17 protein-coding genes, 1 rRNA gene and 1 pseudogene are annotated in these 19775 nt (G+C 53.6%); 17 read left to right on the top strand and 2 right to left on the bottom strand.

All coding sequences use genetic code 11. From position 1 onward, the window contains the following. The first annotated feature begins 165 nt into the window (after positions 1–165). The 17 genes from rrf (at position 166) to sigH (ending at position 18101) form a co-directional block, all read left to right on the top strand. Positions 166–282, top strand: a 5S ribosomal RNA gene (rrf, locus tag SACSAC_RS26625). 352 nt (positions 283–634) lie between these two features. Continuing rightward, entirely contained in the window at positions 635–1819 is a 1185-nt protein-coding gene (locus tag SACSAC_RS26620) for a right-handed parallel beta-helix repeat-containing protein (protein ID WP_245608708.1), read from the top strand. A gap of 278 nt (positions 1820–2097) precedes the next feature. Beyond that, positions 2098–2559: a CtsR family transcriptional regulator gene (locus SACSAC_RS26615; protein WP_037291650.1), complete on the top strand. Its 462-nt coding sequence runs from the start codon at positions 2098–2100 to the stop codon at positions 2557–2559. A gap of 33 nt (positions 2560–2592) precedes the next feature. Then, positions 2593–3117, top strand: coding sequence for a protein-arginine kinase activator protein McsA (mcsA, locus tag SACSAC_RS26610; protein WP_037291648.1), 525 nt, complete (start codon positions 2593–2595; stop codon positions 3115–3117). Between the two features lie 12 nt (positions 3118–3129). Then, the gene (gene mcsB, locus SACSAC_RS26605) at positions 3130–4194 is read left to right on the top strand and encodes a protein arginine kinase (RefSeq protein ID WP_037291646.1); all 1065 of its coding nucleotides are present in this window, start codon (positions 3130–3132) and stop codon (positions 4192–4194) included. Positions 4195–4242: 48 nt separating this feature from the next. Next, positions 4243–6708, top strand: a complete 2466-nt coding sequence (gene clpC, locus SACSAC_RS26600) for an ATP-dependent protease ATP-binding subunit ClpC (RefSeq protein ID WP_037291645.1) — start codon at positions 4243–4245, stop codon at positions 6706–6708. Between the two features lie 271 nt (positions 6709–6979). Beyond that, the gene (gene radA / locus SACSAC_RS26595; RefSeq protein WP_037291642.1) at positions 6980–8356 is read left to right on the top strand and encodes a DNA repair protein RadA; all 1377 of its coding nucleotides are present in this window, start codon (positions 6980–6982) and stop codon (positions 8354–8356) included. Between the two features lie 37 nt (positions 8357–8393). Continuing rightward, entirely contained in the window at positions 8394–9467 is a 1074-nt protein-coding gene (gene disA, locus SACSAC_RS26590; RefSeq protein WP_037291638.1) for a DNA integrity scanning diadenylate cyclase DisA, read from the top strand. Positions 9468–10160: 693 nt separating this feature from the next. Further along, positions 10161–10859 (top strand): 2-C-methyl-D-erythritol 4-phosphate cytidylyltransferase, encoded by a 699-nt coding sequence (gene ispD, locus SACSAC_RS26580; protein ID WP_037291632.1) that lies wholly within the window; start codon positions 10161–10163, stop codon positions 10857–10859. Next, positions 10856–11344, top strand: coding sequence for a 2-C-methyl-D-erythritol 2,4-cyclodiphosphate synthase (gene ispF, locus SACSAC_RS26575; RefSeq protein ID WP_037291630.1), 489 nt, complete (start codon positions 10856–10858; stop codon positions 11342–11344). The genes ispD and ispF overlap by 4 nt, the downstream gene beginning before the upstream one ends. Before the next feature lie 36 nt (positions 11345–11380). Next, the gene (gltX, locus tag SACSAC_RS26570) at positions 11381–12838 is read left to right on the top strand and encodes a glutamate--tRNA ligase (RefSeq protein ID WP_037291627.1); all 1458 of its coding nucleotides are present in this window, start codon (positions 11381–11383) and stop codon (positions 12836–12838) included. Between the two features lie 412 nt (positions 12839–13250). Further along, entirely contained in the window at positions 13251–13928 is a 678-nt protein-coding gene (cysE, locus tag SACSAC_RS26565; protein ID WP_037291626.1) for a serine O-acetyltransferase, read from the top strand. A 36-nt stretch (positions 13929–13964) separates the two neighbouring features. Continuing rightward, the gene (gene cysS / locus SACSAC_RS26560) at positions 13965–15368 is read left to right on the top strand and encodes a cysteine--tRNA ligase (RefSeq protein WP_037291624.1); all 1404 of its coding nucleotides are present in this window, start codon (positions 13965–13967) and stop codon (positions 15366–15368) included. A 1-nt stretch (position 15369) separates the two neighbouring features. After that, positions 15370–15897 (top strand): Mini-ribonuclease 3, encoded by a 528-nt coding sequence (locus tag SACSAC_RS26555; RefSeq protein WP_084778374.1) that lies wholly within the window; start codon positions 15370–15372, stop codon positions 15895–15897. Positions 15898–15957: 60 nt separating this feature from the next. Beyond that, positions 15958–16704 (top strand): 23S rRNA (guanosine(2251)-2'-O)-methyltransferase RlmB, encoded by a 747-nt coding sequence (gene rlmB / locus SACSAC_RS26550; protein ID WP_037291622.1) that lies wholly within the window; start codon positions 15958–15960, stop codon positions 16702–16704. 10 nt (positions 16705–16714) lie between these two features. Beyond that, on the top strand, positions 16715–17236 hold the full coding sequence (locus SACSAC_RS26545) for an NYN domain-containing protein (protein ID WP_037291620.1): 522 nt from the start codon (positions 16715–16717) through the stop codon (positions 17234–17236). Between the two features lie 217 nt (positions 17237–17453). After that, positions 17454–18101 carry an RNA polymerase sporulation sigma factor SigH gene (sigH, locus tag SACSAC_RS26540; protein WP_037291618.1) on the top strand — a complete coding sequence of 216 codons (648 nt, stop codon included), beginning with the start codon at positions 17454–17456 and terminating at the stop codon, positions 18099–18101. A 177-nt stretch (positions 18102–18278) separates the two neighbouring features. On the opposite strand, the pseudogene SACSAC_RS28555 reads toward sigH, so the two are convergent. Together SACSAC_RS28555 and SACSAC_RS28550 are read right to left on the bottom strand one after the other, a co-directional pair. Next, positions 18279–19115, bottom strand: a pseudogene (locus SACSAC_RS28555) (IS1182 family transposase); the annotation flags it as partial. Then, positions 19067–19564, bottom strand: a complete 498-nt coding sequence (locus tag SACSAC_RS28550; RefSeq protein ID WP_483826426.1) for a transposase — start codon at positions 19562–19564, stop codon at positions 19067–19069. The pseudogene SACSAC_RS28555 and the gene SACSAC_RS28550, both read right to left, overlap by 49 nt. Positions 19565–19775 lie beyond the last annotated feature (211 nt).

The following is a 19775-nucleotide window of genomic DNA, read 5'->3' as shown; positions in this document are numbered from 1 at the left end:
GAGGTGGACGCGCAGCAATGTGTGGAGCTGACCAGTACTAATCGGTCGAGGGCTTATCCAACGTTTTCGTCAGAAAACAACTTCGAACAGACGCGAAGAGATCGTTTCGGATCCAGTTTTCAAGGTGCAAACCTTGAACGTAGTTGAGCTTCAACTACAAAATGGTTTGGTGGTGATGGCAGAGGGGTTCCACACGTTCCCATCTCGAACACGACCGTTAAGCCCTCTAACGCCGATGGTACTTGGACCGCAGGGTCCCGGGAGAGTAGGAAGCTGCCAAGCCAATAGAAAGAGCCTTACCTTAACCGGTAAGGCTCTTTCTTGTTATAAAGATTTTATTCAGTTATTGAAATTTATCTTTTCCACAAACCTTCCACAGTCCGGTATAACTAAACGAATCGGTTGAAATGTTATTCAAGATCTTTGCATATTACACACATCTTTTCCACAAAATCTGAATCGCCTCAAGTTATCCACCGACCTTCCAGCCGTTTTTACCGTACCTGCGTTATTTTTTCGATACCTGCTGCATTTTTATCACTTTACTCACAATTTATTAACAATTTAGTTTGAAGCGGTTCGAATCCGTTTTATATACACGTAAAAAGATAAAGACTGGGAGTGAAGGATACCAATGGAGAAAAAGCAATTTAAGATGAGGCAAAAGCGCTTGATGCCTATTTTGGCGTTGGGCGTAGTCAGTGCGATCGCTTGGCAGTCGGTCGAAGGATATCCGGGAGTGTTGAGCAAGCTTTACGGAAGCGGGACAGCTTCGGCAGCTTCCGTTCAAAGTGCCAAACCTGCAAATTCCATATCCGTAACGGCTTACGGCGCAGTCGGAAACGGGAAAAAAGATTCGTTGGCGGCGTTCAACAAAGCCATCAAAGCCGCTCGAAACCAGGGAAAAACGTTATACGTGCCTTCAGGCAATTTTTTGTTGAGCGGCGTTCTGAACGTAACTGGCGTTCGAATCGTCGGAGCAGGAGCGGAACGATCCGTTTTGACTTCGACCAATCCGGCGAGCGGTTCGATCAATCTCAAAGGGAAAAGCCCGGCTTTGCAGGATTTGACCCATGTTTATGCCAATACGGGAGAACGTGACGGAGCGGATTCCAAAAACAGCATCACGGTGTTGGGAGCTTCGGACTTTTCGATCCGCAACGTAAGAATTGTGGGAGCCGGTACGGCAGGAATCCTGGTACGCGATGAAGCAAGCGGAGGAACCATATCCGGAAACTTGATCAAGAATACCAAAGCGGACGGCATTCATCTAACGGACGGGAGCAAAGGAATCACGGTAGAAAATAATACGGTTAAACAGACCGGAGACGACGGCATCGCAGTAGTGAGTTATCACAAAGACCCGGCGCTTACCCGCGATATTGTGATCCGCAACAACACGGTCGGTTACTCTTCCAAAGCTCGCGGAATTTCGGTAGTGGGCGGCAGCGAAGTGACGATCGAGAAAAACAAAATCAATAATACCGAGATGGCCGGGATTTATATCGCAGTCGAGAAACATTGGAATACCCGTGACGTCAAGCAGGTAACGGTGAACGAAAATCAGATTATCAAAACGGGGACCCGGCCGACGGATGATCATCCGAACGTATTGGTCTTCGCCGATCAAGGAAGTATTGATGAAGTCCGTTTTACCCGCAATATTATTTCTAATTCTGCCAACGCAGGAATAGGCGTATGGGGAGACGGCAATATCGGCAATATTTACTTTACGGACAACCAAGTCAAAAATTCGGGAGCTGCGGCTGCGACCTTTAAAAAGGGAGAGATTCATGCTGAAGGCAACACCGGATTTTAACGAAATCGAAGGCTGCGGGAGACCGTAGCCTTTTTTAGTGTCTTCTTGTGCGAAAGCTTGGCAATTAAAAAAAATATGCTATAATAGTTAAAAAGTCAAAGAAAGTCAAAGTCAACAGGTTTACTAGGAGTATATTACCCTGCGACACGCCGCAAACAGACGGTGCCTCGAAACAACCAGACGTTTCTTCCTTTTTGCGGAAGGGTTATTTTAAGAGTAGGCTCCACATTCGGATAGCAGAAGGGCGGCGGCTCAGGCAGATCGTGGAGGGTGAATCGATGCGTAATATTTCCGATGTCATCGAGCATTATTTAAAGACCGTTTTGCAGGAAAGTCAGGGTGGCATGATCGAGATTCAACGCAATGATTTGGCTGATCGCTTTTCTTGCGTACCGTCTCAGATCAATTATGTCATCAGTACGCGTTTTACATTGGAAAAAGGATATTTGGTAGAGAGTAAACGCGGCGGCGGCGGATATATCCGCATTCAGCGAATCGAGCTTCCTGCGCATTCCGAGCTTCACGCCCATGTGCATGAAACGATTGGCAGCGAAATGACTCAATCCGCGGCCGAAGGTCTGATCTACCGACTGAAGGAAGCGGACCTGATTACGAGCCGCGAGGCTGCGTTGATGCGATCCGCTATCATACGTGATACGTTACTGCTTAAGCTGCCTTACCGGGATGAGATGCGCGCGCGAATCATGAAGGCCATGTTGATTGCGCTCATGGGGCATTAAGGGATGTTCATTTAGGCGAAGGAGGTGGGGCGAATGCTGTGTCAGGAATGTCAGCAGCGGCCCGCAACCCTGCATTTTACGAAAATTATTAATGGTGAAAAAAACGAGTTCCATATCTGCGAGCAATGCGCCAGAGAAAAAGGCGAGATGATTCCGGGAACGTCTGGCGGATTTTCGATCCATAACCTGCTTTCGGGATTTTTGGATTTTGATATGGCGGGCAAAACGCATACCGGAGGAGCGCCTCTGGCTCAGCAGCTTCATTGTGAGGAATGTGGAATGACGTACGCTCAGTTTCGCAAGATAGGGCGTTTTGGGTGCAGTTCTTGTTATAAATATTTCGATGACAAGATCGATCCGTTGCTCAAACGCGTGCACGGCGGGACGGTGCATGTCGGTAAAGTACCCAAACGCGGCGGTGCCGATCTTCAGGTTCAACGCGAGATTGATGCGCTTAAGCAGGAGCTGCAAGAGCGCATTGAAAAGCAGGAATTCGAAACGGCTGCACAGCTTAGAGATCGCATTCGCGACCTTGAGTTGCAGCGTTCGCAGCGGTAGGGGGGCCGATCCATGTCTGAATTTGCGTTTACGGAACATGCACTGAGTACCTGGATGCGGGGAGAAGGACAAGATTCCGATATCGTGATTAGCAGTCGGGTTCGAATTGCTCGCAATCTTCGATCCCTTCCTTTTCCTCTTGTGGCAAGCGAGGAGCAGGCGGGACAGGTGCGACAGCTGGTTATTGAAGCGGCCGAGCAAGCGAAGGATGATCTCGGTCCGACGCAATCTGTGCCGCTGGATGAGCTGAGCGAGATTGATCGTCAAGTATTGGTCGAGAAGCGGCTTGTGAGTCCTATGTTGGCTAACGAGTCGCAGGAAGCGGCCGTTGTACTGAGTGAGGACGAATCGCTGAGCATTATGGTAAATGAAGAAGATCATATCCGTATTCAGTGCCTGTACCCGGGTTTTCAGGTCAGACAAGCTTGGGAGCGAGCGACTGAAGTGGATGATTCATTGGAGGCGCATATCGATTATGCCTTCGACGATCGTCGTGGCTATCTGACCAGTTGTCCGACCAACGTCGGTACGGGGCTGAGAGCTTCCGTGATGATTCATATGCCGGCGTTAGTCATGACTCATCAGATCGGTCGCGTTTTGAGCGCGGTCTCGCAGGTGGGGCTTACCGTCCGAGGGATTTACGGAGAAGGCAGCGAGGCCCAGGGAAATCTGTTCCAAATCTCGAATCAGATTACTTTGGGGCAAAGCGAACAAGAGATCGTCGATAATCTGGAAGGAATTGTAGTCCAGATTATCGAATATGAACGACAGGCGCGTAATCGTCTTGTCGGGGAATCGAAGATTCGTCTGTATGATCGGGTAATGCGTTCTTACGGCATTCTGACTCATGCAGCGATCATCGACGGCAAAGAGGCTGCCCAGCGGCTGTCTGATGTTCGTCTGGGCGTGGATCTCGGCTGGATTGACGGGCTTCCGACAACGCTGCTTAACGAGCTTACCATTTTAACTCAGCCGTATTTCCTTCAGAAAACGTTCGGTGCTACAATGAACACATCGGAGAAGGATATGTACCGGGCGCAATTGATCCGGGACAAACTGGTTAAGAGTAAAGAATAACTACGTTTTAACTGATGATTTTTACTACTTTGCGGAGGTGCTTTGCATATGATGTTTGGCAGATTTACGGAACGCGCGCAAAAAGTTCTGGCTCTCGCCCAAGAAGAAGCGGTGAGACTCGGACATAACAACATCGGTACGGAACATATCCTGCTCGGTCTGATTCGCGAAGGCGAAGGCATTGCAGCCAAGGCGCTGATCGGACTGGGTCTCGGTCTGGAACAAATTCAGAACGAAGTCGAGACGCTGATCGGACGCGGCCAAGAGCAACCGACTAACATTGCCTATACACCTCGCGCGAAAAAGGTTATCGAATTATCGATGGACGAAGCACGCAAGCTCGGCCATACTTACGTCGGCACAGAGCATATCCTGCTCGGCCTGATCCGCGAAGGCGAAGGCGTAGCCGCACGCGTGCTGAATAACCTGGGCATCAGCCTGAACAAAGCACGCCAACAGGTTCTGCAACTGCTCGGCAGCAGCGAAGCGGTGTCCAGCCATCACGGTACGCCAGCTAACGTGAGCACGCCTACGCTGGACAGCCTGGCGCGCGACCTGACGGCCTATGCCAAAGACGGCAACATTGACCCGGTTATCGGCCGCAGCAAAGAGATCGAGCGCGTTATTCAAGTGCTCAGCCGCCGGACGAAAAACAATCCGGTGTTGATCGGCGAACCGGGCGTCGGTAAAACCGCGATCGCCGAAGGTCTTGCCCAAAAGATAGTCAATAACGAAATTCCGGAAACGCTGCGCGAAAAACGCGTCATGACGCTCGATATGGGTTCTGTCGTAGCCGGTACCAAGTACCGCGGCGAATTCGAAGATCGTCTCAAAAAAATCATGGACGAAATTCGTCAAGCCGGCAACGTCATCCTGTTTATCGATGAGCTGCATACGCTGATCGGCGCGGGCGGCGCGGAAGGCGCGATCGATGCTTCCAACATCCTCAAGCCTTCCCTGGCACGCGGAGAATTGCAATGCATCGGGGCAACCACGCTGGACGAGTATCGCAAATATATCGAAAAAGATGCCGCGTTGGAACGTCGTTTCCAACCGATCACGGTGGATCAGCCTTCGGTTGACGAAGCCATTCAAATCCTGCACGGTCTGCGCGACCGTTACGAAGCGCATCACCGCGTGAAGATCACGGATGAAGCGATCGAGCAAGCGGTTAAGCTGTCGGACCGTTACATCACGGACCGCTTCCTGCCGGATAAAGCGATCGACCTGATCGACGAAGCGGGTTCCAAAGTAAGATTGAACTCGTATACGGTACCGCCGAACCTCAAACAGCTTGAGAACCGTTTGGATGATATCCGCAAGGAAAAAGATTCTGCGGTTCAAAGCCAAGAGTTCGAAAAAGCGGCTGCGCTGCGCGATACCGAGCAGAAGATTCGCGAAGAATTGGAAACGACCCGGAATCAATGGAAAGAGAAACAGGGACGGACCGATTCCGAAGTGACGCCTGAGGATATTGCGGACGTGGTAGGAAGCTGGACCGGAATTCCGGTCAACAAGCTCAAGGAAGAAGAAACGGATCGTCTGCTGAATATGGAAAGCCTGCTGCATGACCGGGTGATCGGCCAGGACGAAGCTGTCGTCGCGGTCAGCCGCGCGATCCGCCGCGCCCGCGCGGGACTGAAAGATCCGAAGCGTCCGATGGGCTCCTTCATTTTCCTCGGCCCTACCGGCGTCGGTAAAACCGAGTTGGCTCGAGCATTGGCGGAGTCGATGTTCGGCGACGAAAACGCGGTTATCCGGATCGATATGTCCGAGTACATGGAGAAACACTCGACTTCCCGTCTGGTCGGAGCGCCTCCGGGATACGTCGGATACGAAGAAGGCGGTCAATTGACCGAAAAGGTACGCCGCAAACCGTATTCCGTCGTGCTGCTGGACGAGATCGAAAAAGCGCACCCTGAAGTCTTCAACATCCTGCTTCAAGTGCTTGAAGACGGGCGCCTGACCGATTCCAAAGGCCGCGTGGTCGATTTCCGCAATACGCTGATCATTCTGACGTCGAACGTCGGCGCGGATGCGATTCGCCGCAACTCGACGCTTGGCTTCACGGCTGCGGCCGATAGCGGAGCGGAATATAAGAGCATGAAGAGCAAAGTCATGGATGAACTTAAAAAGAGCTTCCGTCCGGAGTTCCTGAACCGGATCGACGAAACGATCGTGTTCCATTCGCTTGAAGAGAAGCATATCGCCGAGATCGTGACTTTGATGTCGGAAGAATTGCGCAAGCGCCTGAACGAGTACGGCGTGAACTTCAAGCTGACGGACGAAGCGAAGAACTTCTTGGCGAAAGAAGGCTACGATCCGGCTTACGGCGCCCGTCCGCTGCGCCGCGCGATCCAAAAGCATATCGAGGACCGTTTGTCCGAAGAGCTGCTGACCGGCCGCGTAGCCAAAGGAGACTTCCTGCTGATCGACGAGAAAGACGGCGCGCTGTCCGTCGACAAAGCGGAAGAAGAAACACCGGCCGTAGCGATCGAAAAATCCGAAAATTAATCAGGCGGCTTTAGCAGAAGCGTCGCCTTGCGCAATCAGGCCCGGGCCGGGCGAAGCTTCGCGCTCATCCGGTCTGCCGGCCGCATCAAATCCGAACCGCGGAATCCACTTTCCGCAGTCCGGATTTTTTTGCTTGACGGCCGTCCGGACAGGTGGTTGGACCCTTACTTTTATAACCGATAAATGATAAACTTTTTAGGAAGAGCTTTCCGTAGGCCGGAGGCGAACGGATGGTTCGGGATCGCCGGGAGACCGGGGAGAGAGGAGATTCATGGCTAAAACAAAAACAAAGTTTTATTGCACCGATTGCGGCTACGAGTCGCCTAAATGGTACGGAAAATGCCCGGGATGCCAATCGTGGAATTCCATGGTGGAAGAGACGGTCAGCAGCGTGAAAACGCAGGGCATGACCGGAATGAACGCTTCTCTGTTCCAAGGAACGCAAAAGCCGATGTCCATCGTCGATATCGAGAGCGGACAAGAGCCGCGCGTGGATACCCGAATCGGAGAACTGAATCGGGTGCTTGGCGGAGGCATCGTGCCCGGTTCGCTTATTCTGGTCGGCGGAGATCCCGGGATCGGGAAATCCACATTGCTGCTGCAAGCTTCGCATTCTCTAGCGGCCTCGGGTCTCAAGGTTCTGTACATTTCCGGGGAAGAGTCGGTCAAGCAGACGAAGCTTCGGGCCGAGCGGTTGGGCGCGTTGTCTCCGCAATTGTATGTGCTTTGCGAAAGCAATATGGAGCAGATCGAGCAGTCGATCGAGCAAATCGCGCCGGACTTTCTCGTCATCGACTCCATCCAGACGGTGTATCAGCCGGATGTCACGAGCGCGCCGGGCAGCGTGTCGCAAGTTCGCGAATGTACGGCCCGCTTTATGCGATTGGCCAAAAACGGCGGAATCGCCATCGTGCTGGTCGGTCACGTGACCAAAGAAGGCGCGATCGCCGGCCCGCGTATGCTGGAGCATATGGTGGACTGCGTATTGTATTTCGAAGGCGAGCGTCATCATACGTATCGGATCCTGCGCGCGGTTAAAAACCGTTTCGGTTCGACGAACGAGATGGGGATCTTCGAAATGCGAGAGCATGGTTTGGACGAAGTGACCAACCCTTCGGAATTGTTCTTGTCCGAGCGGGCGATGGGCGTATCGGGTACAACCGTCGTTGCCAGCATGGAAGGAACAAGACCCGTACTGGTCGAGCTTCAAGCCTTGGTTGCAACCACGCATTTTCCTTCGCCGCGGCGGATGGGAACCGGTATCGATTATAACCGTTTGAACCTGATCATTGCGGTGTTGGAAAAACGGATGGGATTATATATGCAGACGCAGGACGCTTACGTCAACGTGGCGGGCGGCGTTCGCTTGGACGAACCCGCGGTCGATCTGGCCGTCGCGGTCAGCATCGCGTCGAGCATGCAGGACAAGCCTACGCGTCCTTACGACGCGGTGTTCGGGGAAATCGGACTGACCGGCGAAGTGCGTGCCGTGGCCCGAGCCGAGCAGCGCGTGAAAGAAGCGTTGAAGTTGGGCTTCAAACGGGTAATTTTGCCTGAGAAAAGCTTAAAGGGATGGAAGCATCCTCAAGGTATACAATTAATCGGGGTCGAGACCGTTTCGCAGGCGCTCAAAGCAGCGCTGGAGTAGGGCGTTGTCCATCGGCCGACGCAAGGGGAGGCAGCCAATGAAAGAATCGGAATCCATAAAAATGAACGAACTGCTCAAGCTCGTCGCACCGGGAGCACCTTTCCGCGACGGGCTTGAGAATGTGCTTCGGGCGAAGACCGGCGCTTTGCTGGTTGTCGGGTACAGCCCGGAGGTGATGGAAGTGGTCGACGGCGGCTTCTCCATCAACTGCGATTTTTCGCCGAACTATCTGTACGAACTTGCCAAAATGGACGGCGCGATCATCCTTAGCGAGGATCTTAAGCGCATCCTGTATGCCAATACCCAGCTGATTCCCGACTCCGCGATTTCTTCGTCGGAAACGGGCATTCGTCACCGGACGGCGGAACGGGTCGCCAAGCAAACCGGCAAGCTGGTCGTATCCATTTCGCAGCGTCGGAATATCATTACGCTGTATTTGGGCAACCTGCGTTACACCCTCAAAGAAATCGGCGTAATCCTGACCAAAGCGAATCAGGCGATCCAAACGCTGGAACGCTATAAGGTCGTGCTGACGCAAGCGCTGACCAACCTGACCGCTTCCGAATTCGAAGAATTGGTCACGCTGGCCGAAGTGGTCGGAGTCATTCGCCGCGTGGAAATGGTGCTGCGCATCAAAACGGAAATTCAGCGCTACGTCAGCGAACTCGGTAATGAGGGGCGATTGATCTCCATGCAAATGGAAGAGTTGGTCGGCAATACCGAGCGCGAAGTCATGCTGCTGATCAAAGACTATATCGCCCAAACGGACGACGATAAAGCCAAAGACGTCCTGACTGCGCTTCGCCGTTCCACGGACGACGAACTGCTGGACACCGCGCATATCGTCCGTCTGCTCGGCTACCCGGCATCGGTATCCGTCACCGACGAAATGCTGATGCCGCGCGGCTATCGCGTGTTGAGCAAAATCCCTCGTCTGCCGAACGTGATCGTGAACAACCTCACCGAACATTTCGGCCAACTGGGCCAAGTCGTGCGCGCCGAGCTGGAACAACTCGACGAAGTCGACGGCATCGGCGGCGCCCGCGCCCGCACGATCAAAGAAGGCCTGCGCCGACTACAGGATCAGGTGTTTATCGAACGGCAGGTGTGACTGTCCGTTTGCCGTACCTGGGCGCTGCGTGAACTCGTTTTTCGCTTCGCTTGTTTTGATTTCCGGGTTCGGGGGAGAAGATTCGGGGAAGGAAATCAAAGCCAAAAGTCGCTCAAAACGAGTTCACTCCGCTGGTAGGTTTGGTGGGACACGATTCGATTTATTATTTTTAGGTTTTAAAAAAGCGAAGCGCGAACTTGTCGGTTCGCGTTCCGTCGTTTTGGATCGATCAATGAAGCTCCCGCGTTCCGCGAGGAGCTTTTGGTTTGTTTGGGGCAGGGCGGTGTTAAGGGGGAGCCTCAATTACTTGATCCCCAAAAAGCGAAACGGAACCGAAGCCTCCGTTTCTTCTTTTTTCTAATAAAAAGCCACCCCGTTTGCGAAGACTCCAAAAGTGTCTCCAAAACCCTTGCCTTAGCAAAGCGCCAGGCGCAGGGAGAATTCAGTGTAGGTGAAGACTTTCGGAGAAAGTCACTTCGGAAGCATATGCTTAGTGTTCGCCTTTGAAATTGGGAAAAAACCTTATTAAAACTCAATCGAACTTTCCCAATTTCAACACGCGACCGAAACGAATTCCCCCGAAGCCGCCAGGCTTAGCTATCGCACAGGACTTTGAAGACGACTTCGGCGTCTTGTAGTATAATAAGGGGACGCGAAAACAGCGAAACGGACATAAAGGCGGGGCTGAAAGTCATGGAACGGAATTTGAGCGTCATCGTGGTCGCGGCCGGGCGAGGTTCGCGCATGGGGACGAAAGAAAGCAAACAGTTTCTCGAACTGGACGGACGACCGTTATTCCTGCGGGCAATCGAGACGTTCGGGCGATTCGGCGCGACTGCGGAGATCATCGTCGTCACCGGAGCCGCGGATGTCGAGCGCTGCGAGCGATACATTCGGGAAGCGGATTGTCCGCTCGTCAAAACAGTCGTTGCGGGCGGATCCGAGCGTCAACATTCCGTGTATGAAGGCTTGAAGCAAGCTTCTTCGCCGTGGGTCATGGTGCATGACGGCGTGCGTCCTTTTATCAGGGAAGAAGATATCGGCGCCTGCTACGAAGAAATGCAGCGCAGCGGCGCGGCAGTGCTTGCGGTTCCGGTTAAAGATACAATTAAGATCGTTAACGATACCACAATCGTCGATACGCCGGACCGCAGCGCGCTGTGGGCGATTCAGACCCCTCAGGGGTTCCGGACGGAAGAGCTGCTGCGCGCGCACGAAGAAGCGGTGTCCGAAGGTTTTCTCGGTACCGACGACTCCATGCTGGCGGAGCGGATCGGCATCCCGGTGAGCGTGGCTCAAGGCGACTATACCAATATCAAAATCACGACACCCGAAGATTTGGACTATGCGGAATTTTTGCTTCGGGCCGTTCGAAAGGAGAAAGAAGCATGATTAGAATCGGACAAGGCTTCGACGTGCACCAACTGGTGGAGGGCAGGCCTTGCATCATCGGCGGCGTAACCATTCCCCATGAAAAAGGACTGCTGGGACACTCGGACGCCGACGTGCTGCTGCATACGATCAGCGACGCCATTCTCGGTGCATTGGCGCTGGGCGATATCGGCCGTCATTTTCCGGATACCGATGCGGCTTTCAAAGACGCCGACAGCCTGAAACTGCTGGAAGACGTGTGGAAAATGGCTCAAGAACGCGGGTATGCATTGGGCAATCTGGATGCGACGATCATTGCGCAGAAGCCGAAAATGGCGCCGTATATCCCGCAAATGGTCACTGTGATCGCGGGCGCTTTGGGCGCTGAGGAATCCCGGATCAACGTAAAGGCGACAACGACCGAATGGCTCGGTTTTACCGGACGCGGCGAAGGAATCGCGGCGCAAGCCGTTGTCTGCCTGACGAAGGGTATGCTATCTTTGTAAAAGAGTTTTCAGAAACGATACGGGAGGAACACAATCATGACACAGGAAGTACGCGTACGTTATGCACCGAGCCCGACCGGGCATTTGCATATCGGCAATGCCAGAACGGCTCTGTTCAACTATTTATTCGCACGCAACCAAGGCGGTAAATTCATCGTCCGCATCGAAGACACCGACGTGAAACGCAACGTGGCCGGCGGGGAAGAAAGCCAGTTGAAATACATGAAATGGCTGGGCATCGAATGGGACGAAAGCATCGACGTCGGCGGAGAATATGGACCTTACCGTCAAACCGAGCGTCTGGACATTTATAAAAAATATTGGCAGGAGCTGCTCGACAAAGGGTTGGCGTACCTGTGCTACTGCACGGAAGACGAATTGGAAAAAGAGCGCGAAGAGCAGATGGCCGCAGGCCAAACGCCGCGCTACTCCGGTAAGCACCGTAACCTGACCCAAGAGCAGCGCGAAGCGTTTGCTGCCGAAGGTCGCGTACCGAGCGTGCGTTTCCGCGTGCCGGAGAACAAAACGTATACTTTCGACGATATGGTCAAAGGCGAAATTTCGTTTACGACGGAAGACACGGGCGATTTCGTCATCGTGAAGCGCGACGGGATTCCGACGTACAACTTCGCGGTCGTGCTCGACGATCACCTGATGAAAATCAGCCACGTGCTGCGCGGGGAAGACCATATCTCCAACACGCCGCGTCAGCTGATGATCTATGAAGCACTGGGCTTCGAGCCGCCGCGCTTCGGTCATATGACGCTGATCGTGGGCGACGATCACAAAAAGCTCAGCAAACGCAACGAGTCGATTATTCAGTTTATCGCGCAATACGAAGAACTCGGTTACTTGCCGGAAGCCATGTTCAACTTTATCGCGCTGCTCGGCTGGTCGCCGGAAGGCGAGGAAGAAATCTTCAGTCGCGAAGAGCTGATCTCGATCTTCAATGCGAATCGTCTGTCGAAAAGCCCGGCCGTGTTCGATCCGAACAAATTGGCGCATATCGACAACCATTACATCAAAAACGCGGATTCGCAGCGGATCGCCGATTTGGCTATTCCTCATCTGCAAAAAGCGGGTCTTCTGCCGGCGACGCTGGATGCGGCGCAGCAGGACTGGGCGCAACGCCTTGTGGCGCTTTACCAGGAGCAGATGAATGCCGCTTCGGATATCGTGAACCTGTCCGAGGTATTCTTCCGTACAGACATCGAATTCGGCGACGAAGAACGCGAAGTGCTCGCGGATGAAAAAGCGCCGGTAGCGCTTAGTGCGTTCCTGTCGAAGATTGAAGCTTCCGACGAGTTCACGCCGGAACGCATGGCCGCGCTGATCAAAGAAGTCCAGAAGGAGAACGGCATCAAAGGCAAGCAGCTGTTTATGCCGATTCGCGTCGCGTTGACGGGACAGATGCACGGGCGCGACCTGAACCAGACGATCTACCTGCTCGGAAAAGAGACCGTGATCGAGCGGCTCAAAGCTCAAACGGCGTAACGCGACCGCAAATGATTGTCAGACCGCACCGATTCGTTTATAATGGCTAAACAAGATCTATCCCATACCGTCATTAATCGAATATTTCTATAGCGAAGAACAGGAGAAGTACGTCGTACGCCGCATCCCCAGAGAGGACGGCCGAACGCCAACAGCCCAATCGGGCCGGGGCGCGGAGCTGGAAGTCGTCCGGAGAGGCAGACGGAAATGCGCCTGGGAGCTGCGAATTCGAACCCATGGTTTTTCGGCCGTGGGCTAGAGTCCGCCGATTCGTCCCCGTTACGGACTTGAAGAAGATGGATTTCCCGCAACGGGACGTTCAAGCAGAGTGGAACCGCGGTCGAACGCCTCTGTAGCATAACGATGCTACAGAGGCGTTTTTATTTTTGGGCAATGGAAGCGAGGAAGCGTGATGTTCAAATCGATGAAGTCCGATATCCGTGCGGTATTCGACAACGATCCGGCGGCAAGAAGCATGTTTGAAGTCATATTCACCTATTCGGGTTTGCATGCGATTTGGGCTCACCGGGTGGCGCATAAGCTGTACAAGTGGCGGCGTTTCACGTTGGCTCGGTTCGTGTCGCAGGTAGGCCGCTTTTTCACCGGGATTGAAATCCATCCGGGCGCGACGATCGGCAATCGACTGTTCATCGACCACGGAATGGGCGTCGTGATCGGCGAGACGTGCGAGATCGGCGACGATGTCGTCGTCTATCAAGGCGTCACGCTCGGCGGCACGGGTAAAGAAAAAGGAAAGAGGCACCCGACGATCGGCAACAACGTGGTCATCGGTTCGGGAGCGAAAGTGCTCGGCTCTATTACGATAGGGGATCAGAGCAACATCGGTTCGAACTCCGTCGTGCTCAAGGAAGTGCCGCCCAACAGCACGGTGGTCGGCATTCCGGGACAGATCGTCAGGCAGCATGGACGCAAAGTCGATCGGCTCAGCCATCAGATGCCTGATCCTTCGCACGATGCGATTTGCGAACTTAGACGCCAGATCGGCGAGCTTCAACGCGAGTTGGAGACGGTGCGCCGGGACGCGTACGGAGAGCCGAAGCGCGCCGCCGGCAACGGAGATACCCAGTAAAAGTAGAACGTTTGACGATGAGAGGAACGTGGAAAAATGACGCTGCAAATTTACAATACAATGACAAGGGAAAAAGAAAAGTTCGTGCCGGTGAATCCGGGTAAGGTGAATATGTACGTGTGCGGCCCGACCGTATACGACTACATCCATATCGGAAACGCGCGTCCGGTTATCTTTTTCGACGTAGTCAGAGCTTATCTGGAAGACCGGAAGTACGAAGTGAATTATGTCGTGAATTTCACGGATGTCGACGACAAACTGATCCGCAAAGCGGAAGCGATGAACACGACCGTGCCTGAAGTGGCGGAGAAGTTTATTGCGGCGTACTACGAGGACTTGGAAGGATTGGGCGTGGCCAAGGCCACGTTGAATCCGCGCGTAACCGAGAATATGGACGACATTATTGCCTTTATCGGCGAATTGGTGGACACCGGCCATGCTTACCCGAGCGGCGGCGACGTGTATTTCCGCACATCGAGCTTTGAACAATACGGCAAACTGTCGCGTCAAAACCTGGAGCAGCTTCAGTTCGGCATCCGGATCGAAGTCGACGCGCGCAAAGAAAACCAGGAAGATTTCGTGCTTTGGAAAGGCGCGAAGCCGGGCGAGATTTCTTGGGACAGCCCTTGGGGAGCGGGACGTCCGGGCTGGCATATCGAGTGCTCGGCGATGGCAAGACGTTACCTGGGTGATACGCTCGATATTCACGGAGGCGGGCAGGATTTGCAGTTCCCTCACCATGAGTGCGAGATTGCCCAATCCGAATGCGTGACCGGCCATGCGTTGTCCAACTATTGGATGCATAACGGCTACGTCAATATCGATAACGAGAAAATGTCCAAGTCGCTCGGCAACGGGATTACGGTGCAGGATCTGCGCGGACGTTATAAAAAAGAAGCTTTGCGTTATTTCGTTCTCTCGACGCATTACCGTAACCCGCTCAACTTCAGCGCAGACAACATGCAGCAGGCGCTGAACAGCGTGGAAAGGATCGAGAATGCCGTAGGTGCGGTTCACCACCGTCTCGGAGCGGCAACTCAAGGGGCGAATGCCGTCAGCGAAGAACTGCGCGGCAAGCTGGAAGCGGTACTGAACGATTTTTATGCAAAAATGGATGACGACTTCAATACGCCGGATGCCGTGACGGCCATCTTCGAGTGGGTAAACGAAACGAACCGCGTGCTGCGCGAAGAGGTGGTAATCAAAGCGGATCTTGAAGCCTTGCTCGACGCTTTCCGCAAAATGAATGCGGTACTTCGTATTGCGTCCGAGCCGGGTTCGGAACTGCTCGACGAGGAAGTTGAAGCACTGATTGCCGAACGCGTCGAAGCCCGCAAAACGAAAAATTGGACCCGCTCCGACGAAATCCGCGATCTGCTGGCTGAACAGGGAATCCTCCTCGAAGATACGCCGCAGGGCATGAGATGGCGGAGAAAATAACATGACCGAACACGAGAATGAAAAAGGGACGGGAACAGACGCTGTCAACGAAGAATCTCAGATAGCTGAGGAAGCAGAATACGCGGTGAAAGCCGTTTTGCCAAACGGGCTTCTTTTCGACTATCCGCCGTCCAAGCCGCCGGGTTTGCTGCCGCCGCTCGTCCTTGCCTATATCGGTGACGCTGTATTCGAGGTGGCGATTCGCCAGTATCTGATCGGACACAGTAACTTGAGACCCCATCATTTGCATCGCGAAGCGACGAAATTCGTATCGGCAGGCGCGCAGGCCCGCATGCTTTTCCGTATCGAGTCTTTGCTGACGGAAGAGGAAGCGGACATGGTTCGCCGAGGCCGCAATGCCAAGTCCGGTTCCGTGCCCAAAAATGCCGACGTGCTCGAATACCGGCATGCAACGGGGCTGGAGTGCTTGGCCGGTTATTTGTACTACAGCGGCCGGGTCGGACGTCTGGAAGAGTTGATTCGCAGAGGACTTGAGCCTGATGCGCCGCAAGAATCGGATCAGGAATAAACGATAAATTCGAATGGCGATGATTAACATCCGCATCGTCCGAAGAAGGGAACGAATAGCATGGAAGAAGAATTGATTGCCGGCAAGCACTCGGTCGCCGAGGCGCTTAGAGCCGGACGCAGCATCAATAAAATTTGGATCGCGGAGGGCGCGCAGCAAAAGCAGATGCAGCCGATCCTGACCGAAGCGAAAAACCGGGGCGTCGTGGTACAGACCGCGGACAAGCGCAAGCTGGACACGCTCGTGCCGGGGATTCAGCATCAGGGCGTAGTCGCGCAAGCGGCTCCTTACGTATATGCGGAAGTCGAAGACCTGCTTGCCGCCGCGGCGGCAAAGGACGAAGATCCGTTCTTGATCATTTTGGACGAGATCGAAGATCCGCATAACCTGGGTTCGATTCTGCGCACGGCCGACTGCACGGGCGTGCACGGCGTCATTATTCCGAAGCGCCGTTCGGCTCAGGTGAACGCGACCGTATCGAAAACGAGCGCAGGCGCGGCGGAGTATGTTCCGGTTGCGCGTGTGACCAATCTGGCGCAAACGATGGAAAAACTCAAAGAAGCGGGCGTATGGATCGCGGGTACGGACGTGCGGGCCGAAGGCGAGATTTACGATACGGATGTGTTCAAAGGACCGCTCGCGCTTGTCATCGGCAACGAAGGCGAAGGCATGGGACGGCTTGTCCGCGAAAAATGCGACGTGCTGATCAAGCTGCCGATGCAGGGACGGATCAACTCGCTTAACGCTTCCGTGGCCGCAGGCGTGGTCATGTACGAAGTGCTGCGCCAGCGCAGCGGCAGAAAGTAGAGATTCGCTTATGGCCGATTTGCGGGATGTGCTTCTGGTGGACGGCTACAACATGATCGGAGCGTGGCCTGAACTGGCTTCGCTGTCGCAAATCGATATGAATCAGGCACGCGACCGATTACTCGAGCGCCTTGCGGACTATCAAGCTTTCACGGGACGTCGGGTCATTGCAGTGTTCGATGCTTACCGGATTCCGGGCAAAGGCAAATCGTTCGAGCAGGGCAAGGTCGAAGTCTACTTTACGAAGGAAAAAGAGACGGCGGACGAAGCGGTCGAGCGTTTTGCCGCGCAGCTCAAAGGCAAACGGCGCAGCGTATACGTGGCAACAAGCGATTTTGTGGAGCAAAGCGTGGCTTTTGCGCAGGGCGCGCTGCGAATGCCTGCGCTTGAGCTGTTGACGGAAGTGGAACAAAGTGAGCGCGAAATCGGAAAAAGAATTGCCGAACAGGCGCAGCGGGGCAGCCGAAACACCATTGACGGCAAGCTGACGCCCGAGCAGCTTCGGTTATTCGAACGCTGGCGGCGGCAATGAATCGGTGCATGCGCCGGCCGCGTCCCGGCGCGGTCAATGTGCCGACATGCCGCAAAAGTAAGCGTTTTTTTACAAGTCGGTGTACAAAAAGGAATTATTCGGCACTATGACCCTCTTTTGGGCGTTATGCGGTTGACGGTGTTAGGTGACATAATATATACTGGGGCTAACTTTTACAACAGGCTCGAAACTTGCGCCGCGGCCGGAGGGATTGCTGGTGAGTGTAGATCTCAAAGACGTCATCGTTTCACCTTACGATTTCCAGAGCGACGAAGAACTTGTGGAAGCGGTTCGCGTGGGCGACAGCGAAGCGCTGGAATATCTGATCCACAAGTATCGGAATTTCGTCCGGGCGAAGGCGCGGTCGTATTTCTTGATCGGCGCGGATCGCGAAGATATCATCCAGGAAGGCATGATCGGACTGTATAAGGCGATCCGCGACTTCAGGGGCGATAAGTTGGCGTCGTTCAAAGCTTTTGCCGAGCTGTGCATTACCCGTCAGATTATTACGGCGATCAAGACCGCGACTCGGCAGAAGCATATTCCGCTGAATTCGTACGTCTCGTTGGACAAGCCGATTTACGAAGAGGATTCGGATCGCACGCTGCTCGATGTCATCTGCGTATCGCAGGCATCGGACCCGGAAGAGTTGATTATCAACCGGGAAGAGTTTAGCGGACTGGAAGACAAAATGTCGGAAATTTTAAGCGAGTTGGAACGTCAGGTGTTGATGTTGTATTTGGACGGGCGATCCTATCAGGAGATTGCCGTTGATCTGCGCAGGCATGTCAAGTCGATCGATAACGCCCTTCAGAGGGTTAAACGCAAGTTGGAACGTTATTTGGAAGTCCGGGACCAGGTTTGAAACGGTCGTCCGCGCGCCGAGTTACATATACAGAGAAAACGCCTTCGAAACGGGGCGAAAAAGGCTCCGGCATCGGAGCCTCAGAATGTCGAGAAACCCAGCTCTCCTCATAGAGAGTTGGGTTTCTTTTGCGTCTCGTGACTCTTTTTTCCTCGGCCGGCAGGCCAAGCAGGCCGGTTAGGCCTGTTTGGCCTGCCGGTCCAGGTGGTTCGCCACCTTCTTCATGTTCTGCACGGCGGCGGTCAGGAGTGCCTGCTCCGTCACATTCGCAAGTCCGCGCAACCTGAAATAACGAAACCCATGCAGCTCTTTCGCATCTGCAAAGCTTCGTTCAATCGTCTCTTTTCGTTTGCGGTACAGCTGCTTGCCCGAGCGGCTCAGCCGGTTTTCCCGCATCTTTTCCTTACTGTCTTCCCAGACGTGCCGGGTCACCACTTTTCGTCGGTTCGCCGAGCGTGTACAGCTCTGAAGCCATGGACAGTCTTGGCAGAGCTTGGGGTCGGAGGCGTACTGGCGGTACCCTTGTCGGTCGGTTGTTCGGTACGGTAACTCTTGCCCATTTGGACAGGTGTAGTGGTCCTCGTCGACATTGTAGCGGAATTTGGCTTTCGGAAATAGACCTTTTACAGGCTGGAATCTTCGGTGGGCAATCACGCCATAAATCTGTCGTTCTTCAAGTCCTCGGCAAATCGGATTCGTCAAATAACCGGCATCCAGCGCCACGGCTTCCACTTGAAACGAGAATCGCTCACGCTGCCGGTCCAGGCGCGTCAAATACGGTACGGAATCATGCACATTTCCAGCCGTCACATGCACATCGGTAATCACATTGTACTTCCCATCAACCGTGCGGTGGTCCAGGTAGAAAAAGCCTTCTGGCTTTCCATCACGCACCATGTAGCCACTGTCCGGATCGGTCGTGCTCACTTTCACTTCTTTGGTTTCTTCCACCTCCTCTCGTGGTTTTAGCGCTTTTTTCCATGCGCCTTTCGGTCGGCTTCGACAGCAGTGTTCAGCTCGTCCAGGTAGTCTTTTGTGTTTTGCAGCACTTCTTGCTTCGTGTACTTGTGTTTGTTGGCGCTCGCTTTGACGTGGGTCGAATCCGAGAACAAAACACGTCCACCTACCATCTTGTGCGACATGGCCTGCAGCACAATCTCATCGAAAATGTCCTGGAAAATTGTCGTCTCCTTAAAGCGTGTTCGGCGATTCCAGCTAATCGTGGAAGAGTCCGGCACTTTGTCAGTTAAGCCAAGCCCGAGAAACCAACGGTAAGCCAGATTCGTTTGGACTTCGCGTTCCAGCTGGCGTTCGGAACGAATGCCATAAAAATAACCCAGGAAAATCATCTTGAAGAGAACCGTCGGGTCAATGGCCGGACGACCGTTGTTTTCGCAATAAAGAGGACGGACCTTTGCATCGATGAAAGAGAAATCGATATACCGATCAATCTTGCGCAGCATATGGTTTTCGGGCACAAGATCTTCAATCGAAACGAGTTCGTAGGCTTGTTGTTTTTCTCGATTTGGACGCAACATGAGAACACCATCCGTTCGTTAAAAGGTACTTCTATTATACAACATTAACGCGGTGTCGTCATAAACAGAATAGACATAAAGAAAGGCTATCGAGAGTTTCTCGACAGCCTGAGGCTCCGGCATCGGAGCCTTTTTC

Origin of the sequence: Saccharibacillus sacchari DSM 19268, from assembly GCF_000585395.1 — a bacterium.
Taxonomy (GTDB): Bacteria; Bacillota; Bacilli; order Paenibacillales; family Paenibacillaceae; genus Saccharibacillus; species Saccharibacillus sacchari.
Note: the sequence above shows the minus strand (reverse complement) of the source record. Positions and strands in the feature narration are given on the sequence as shown.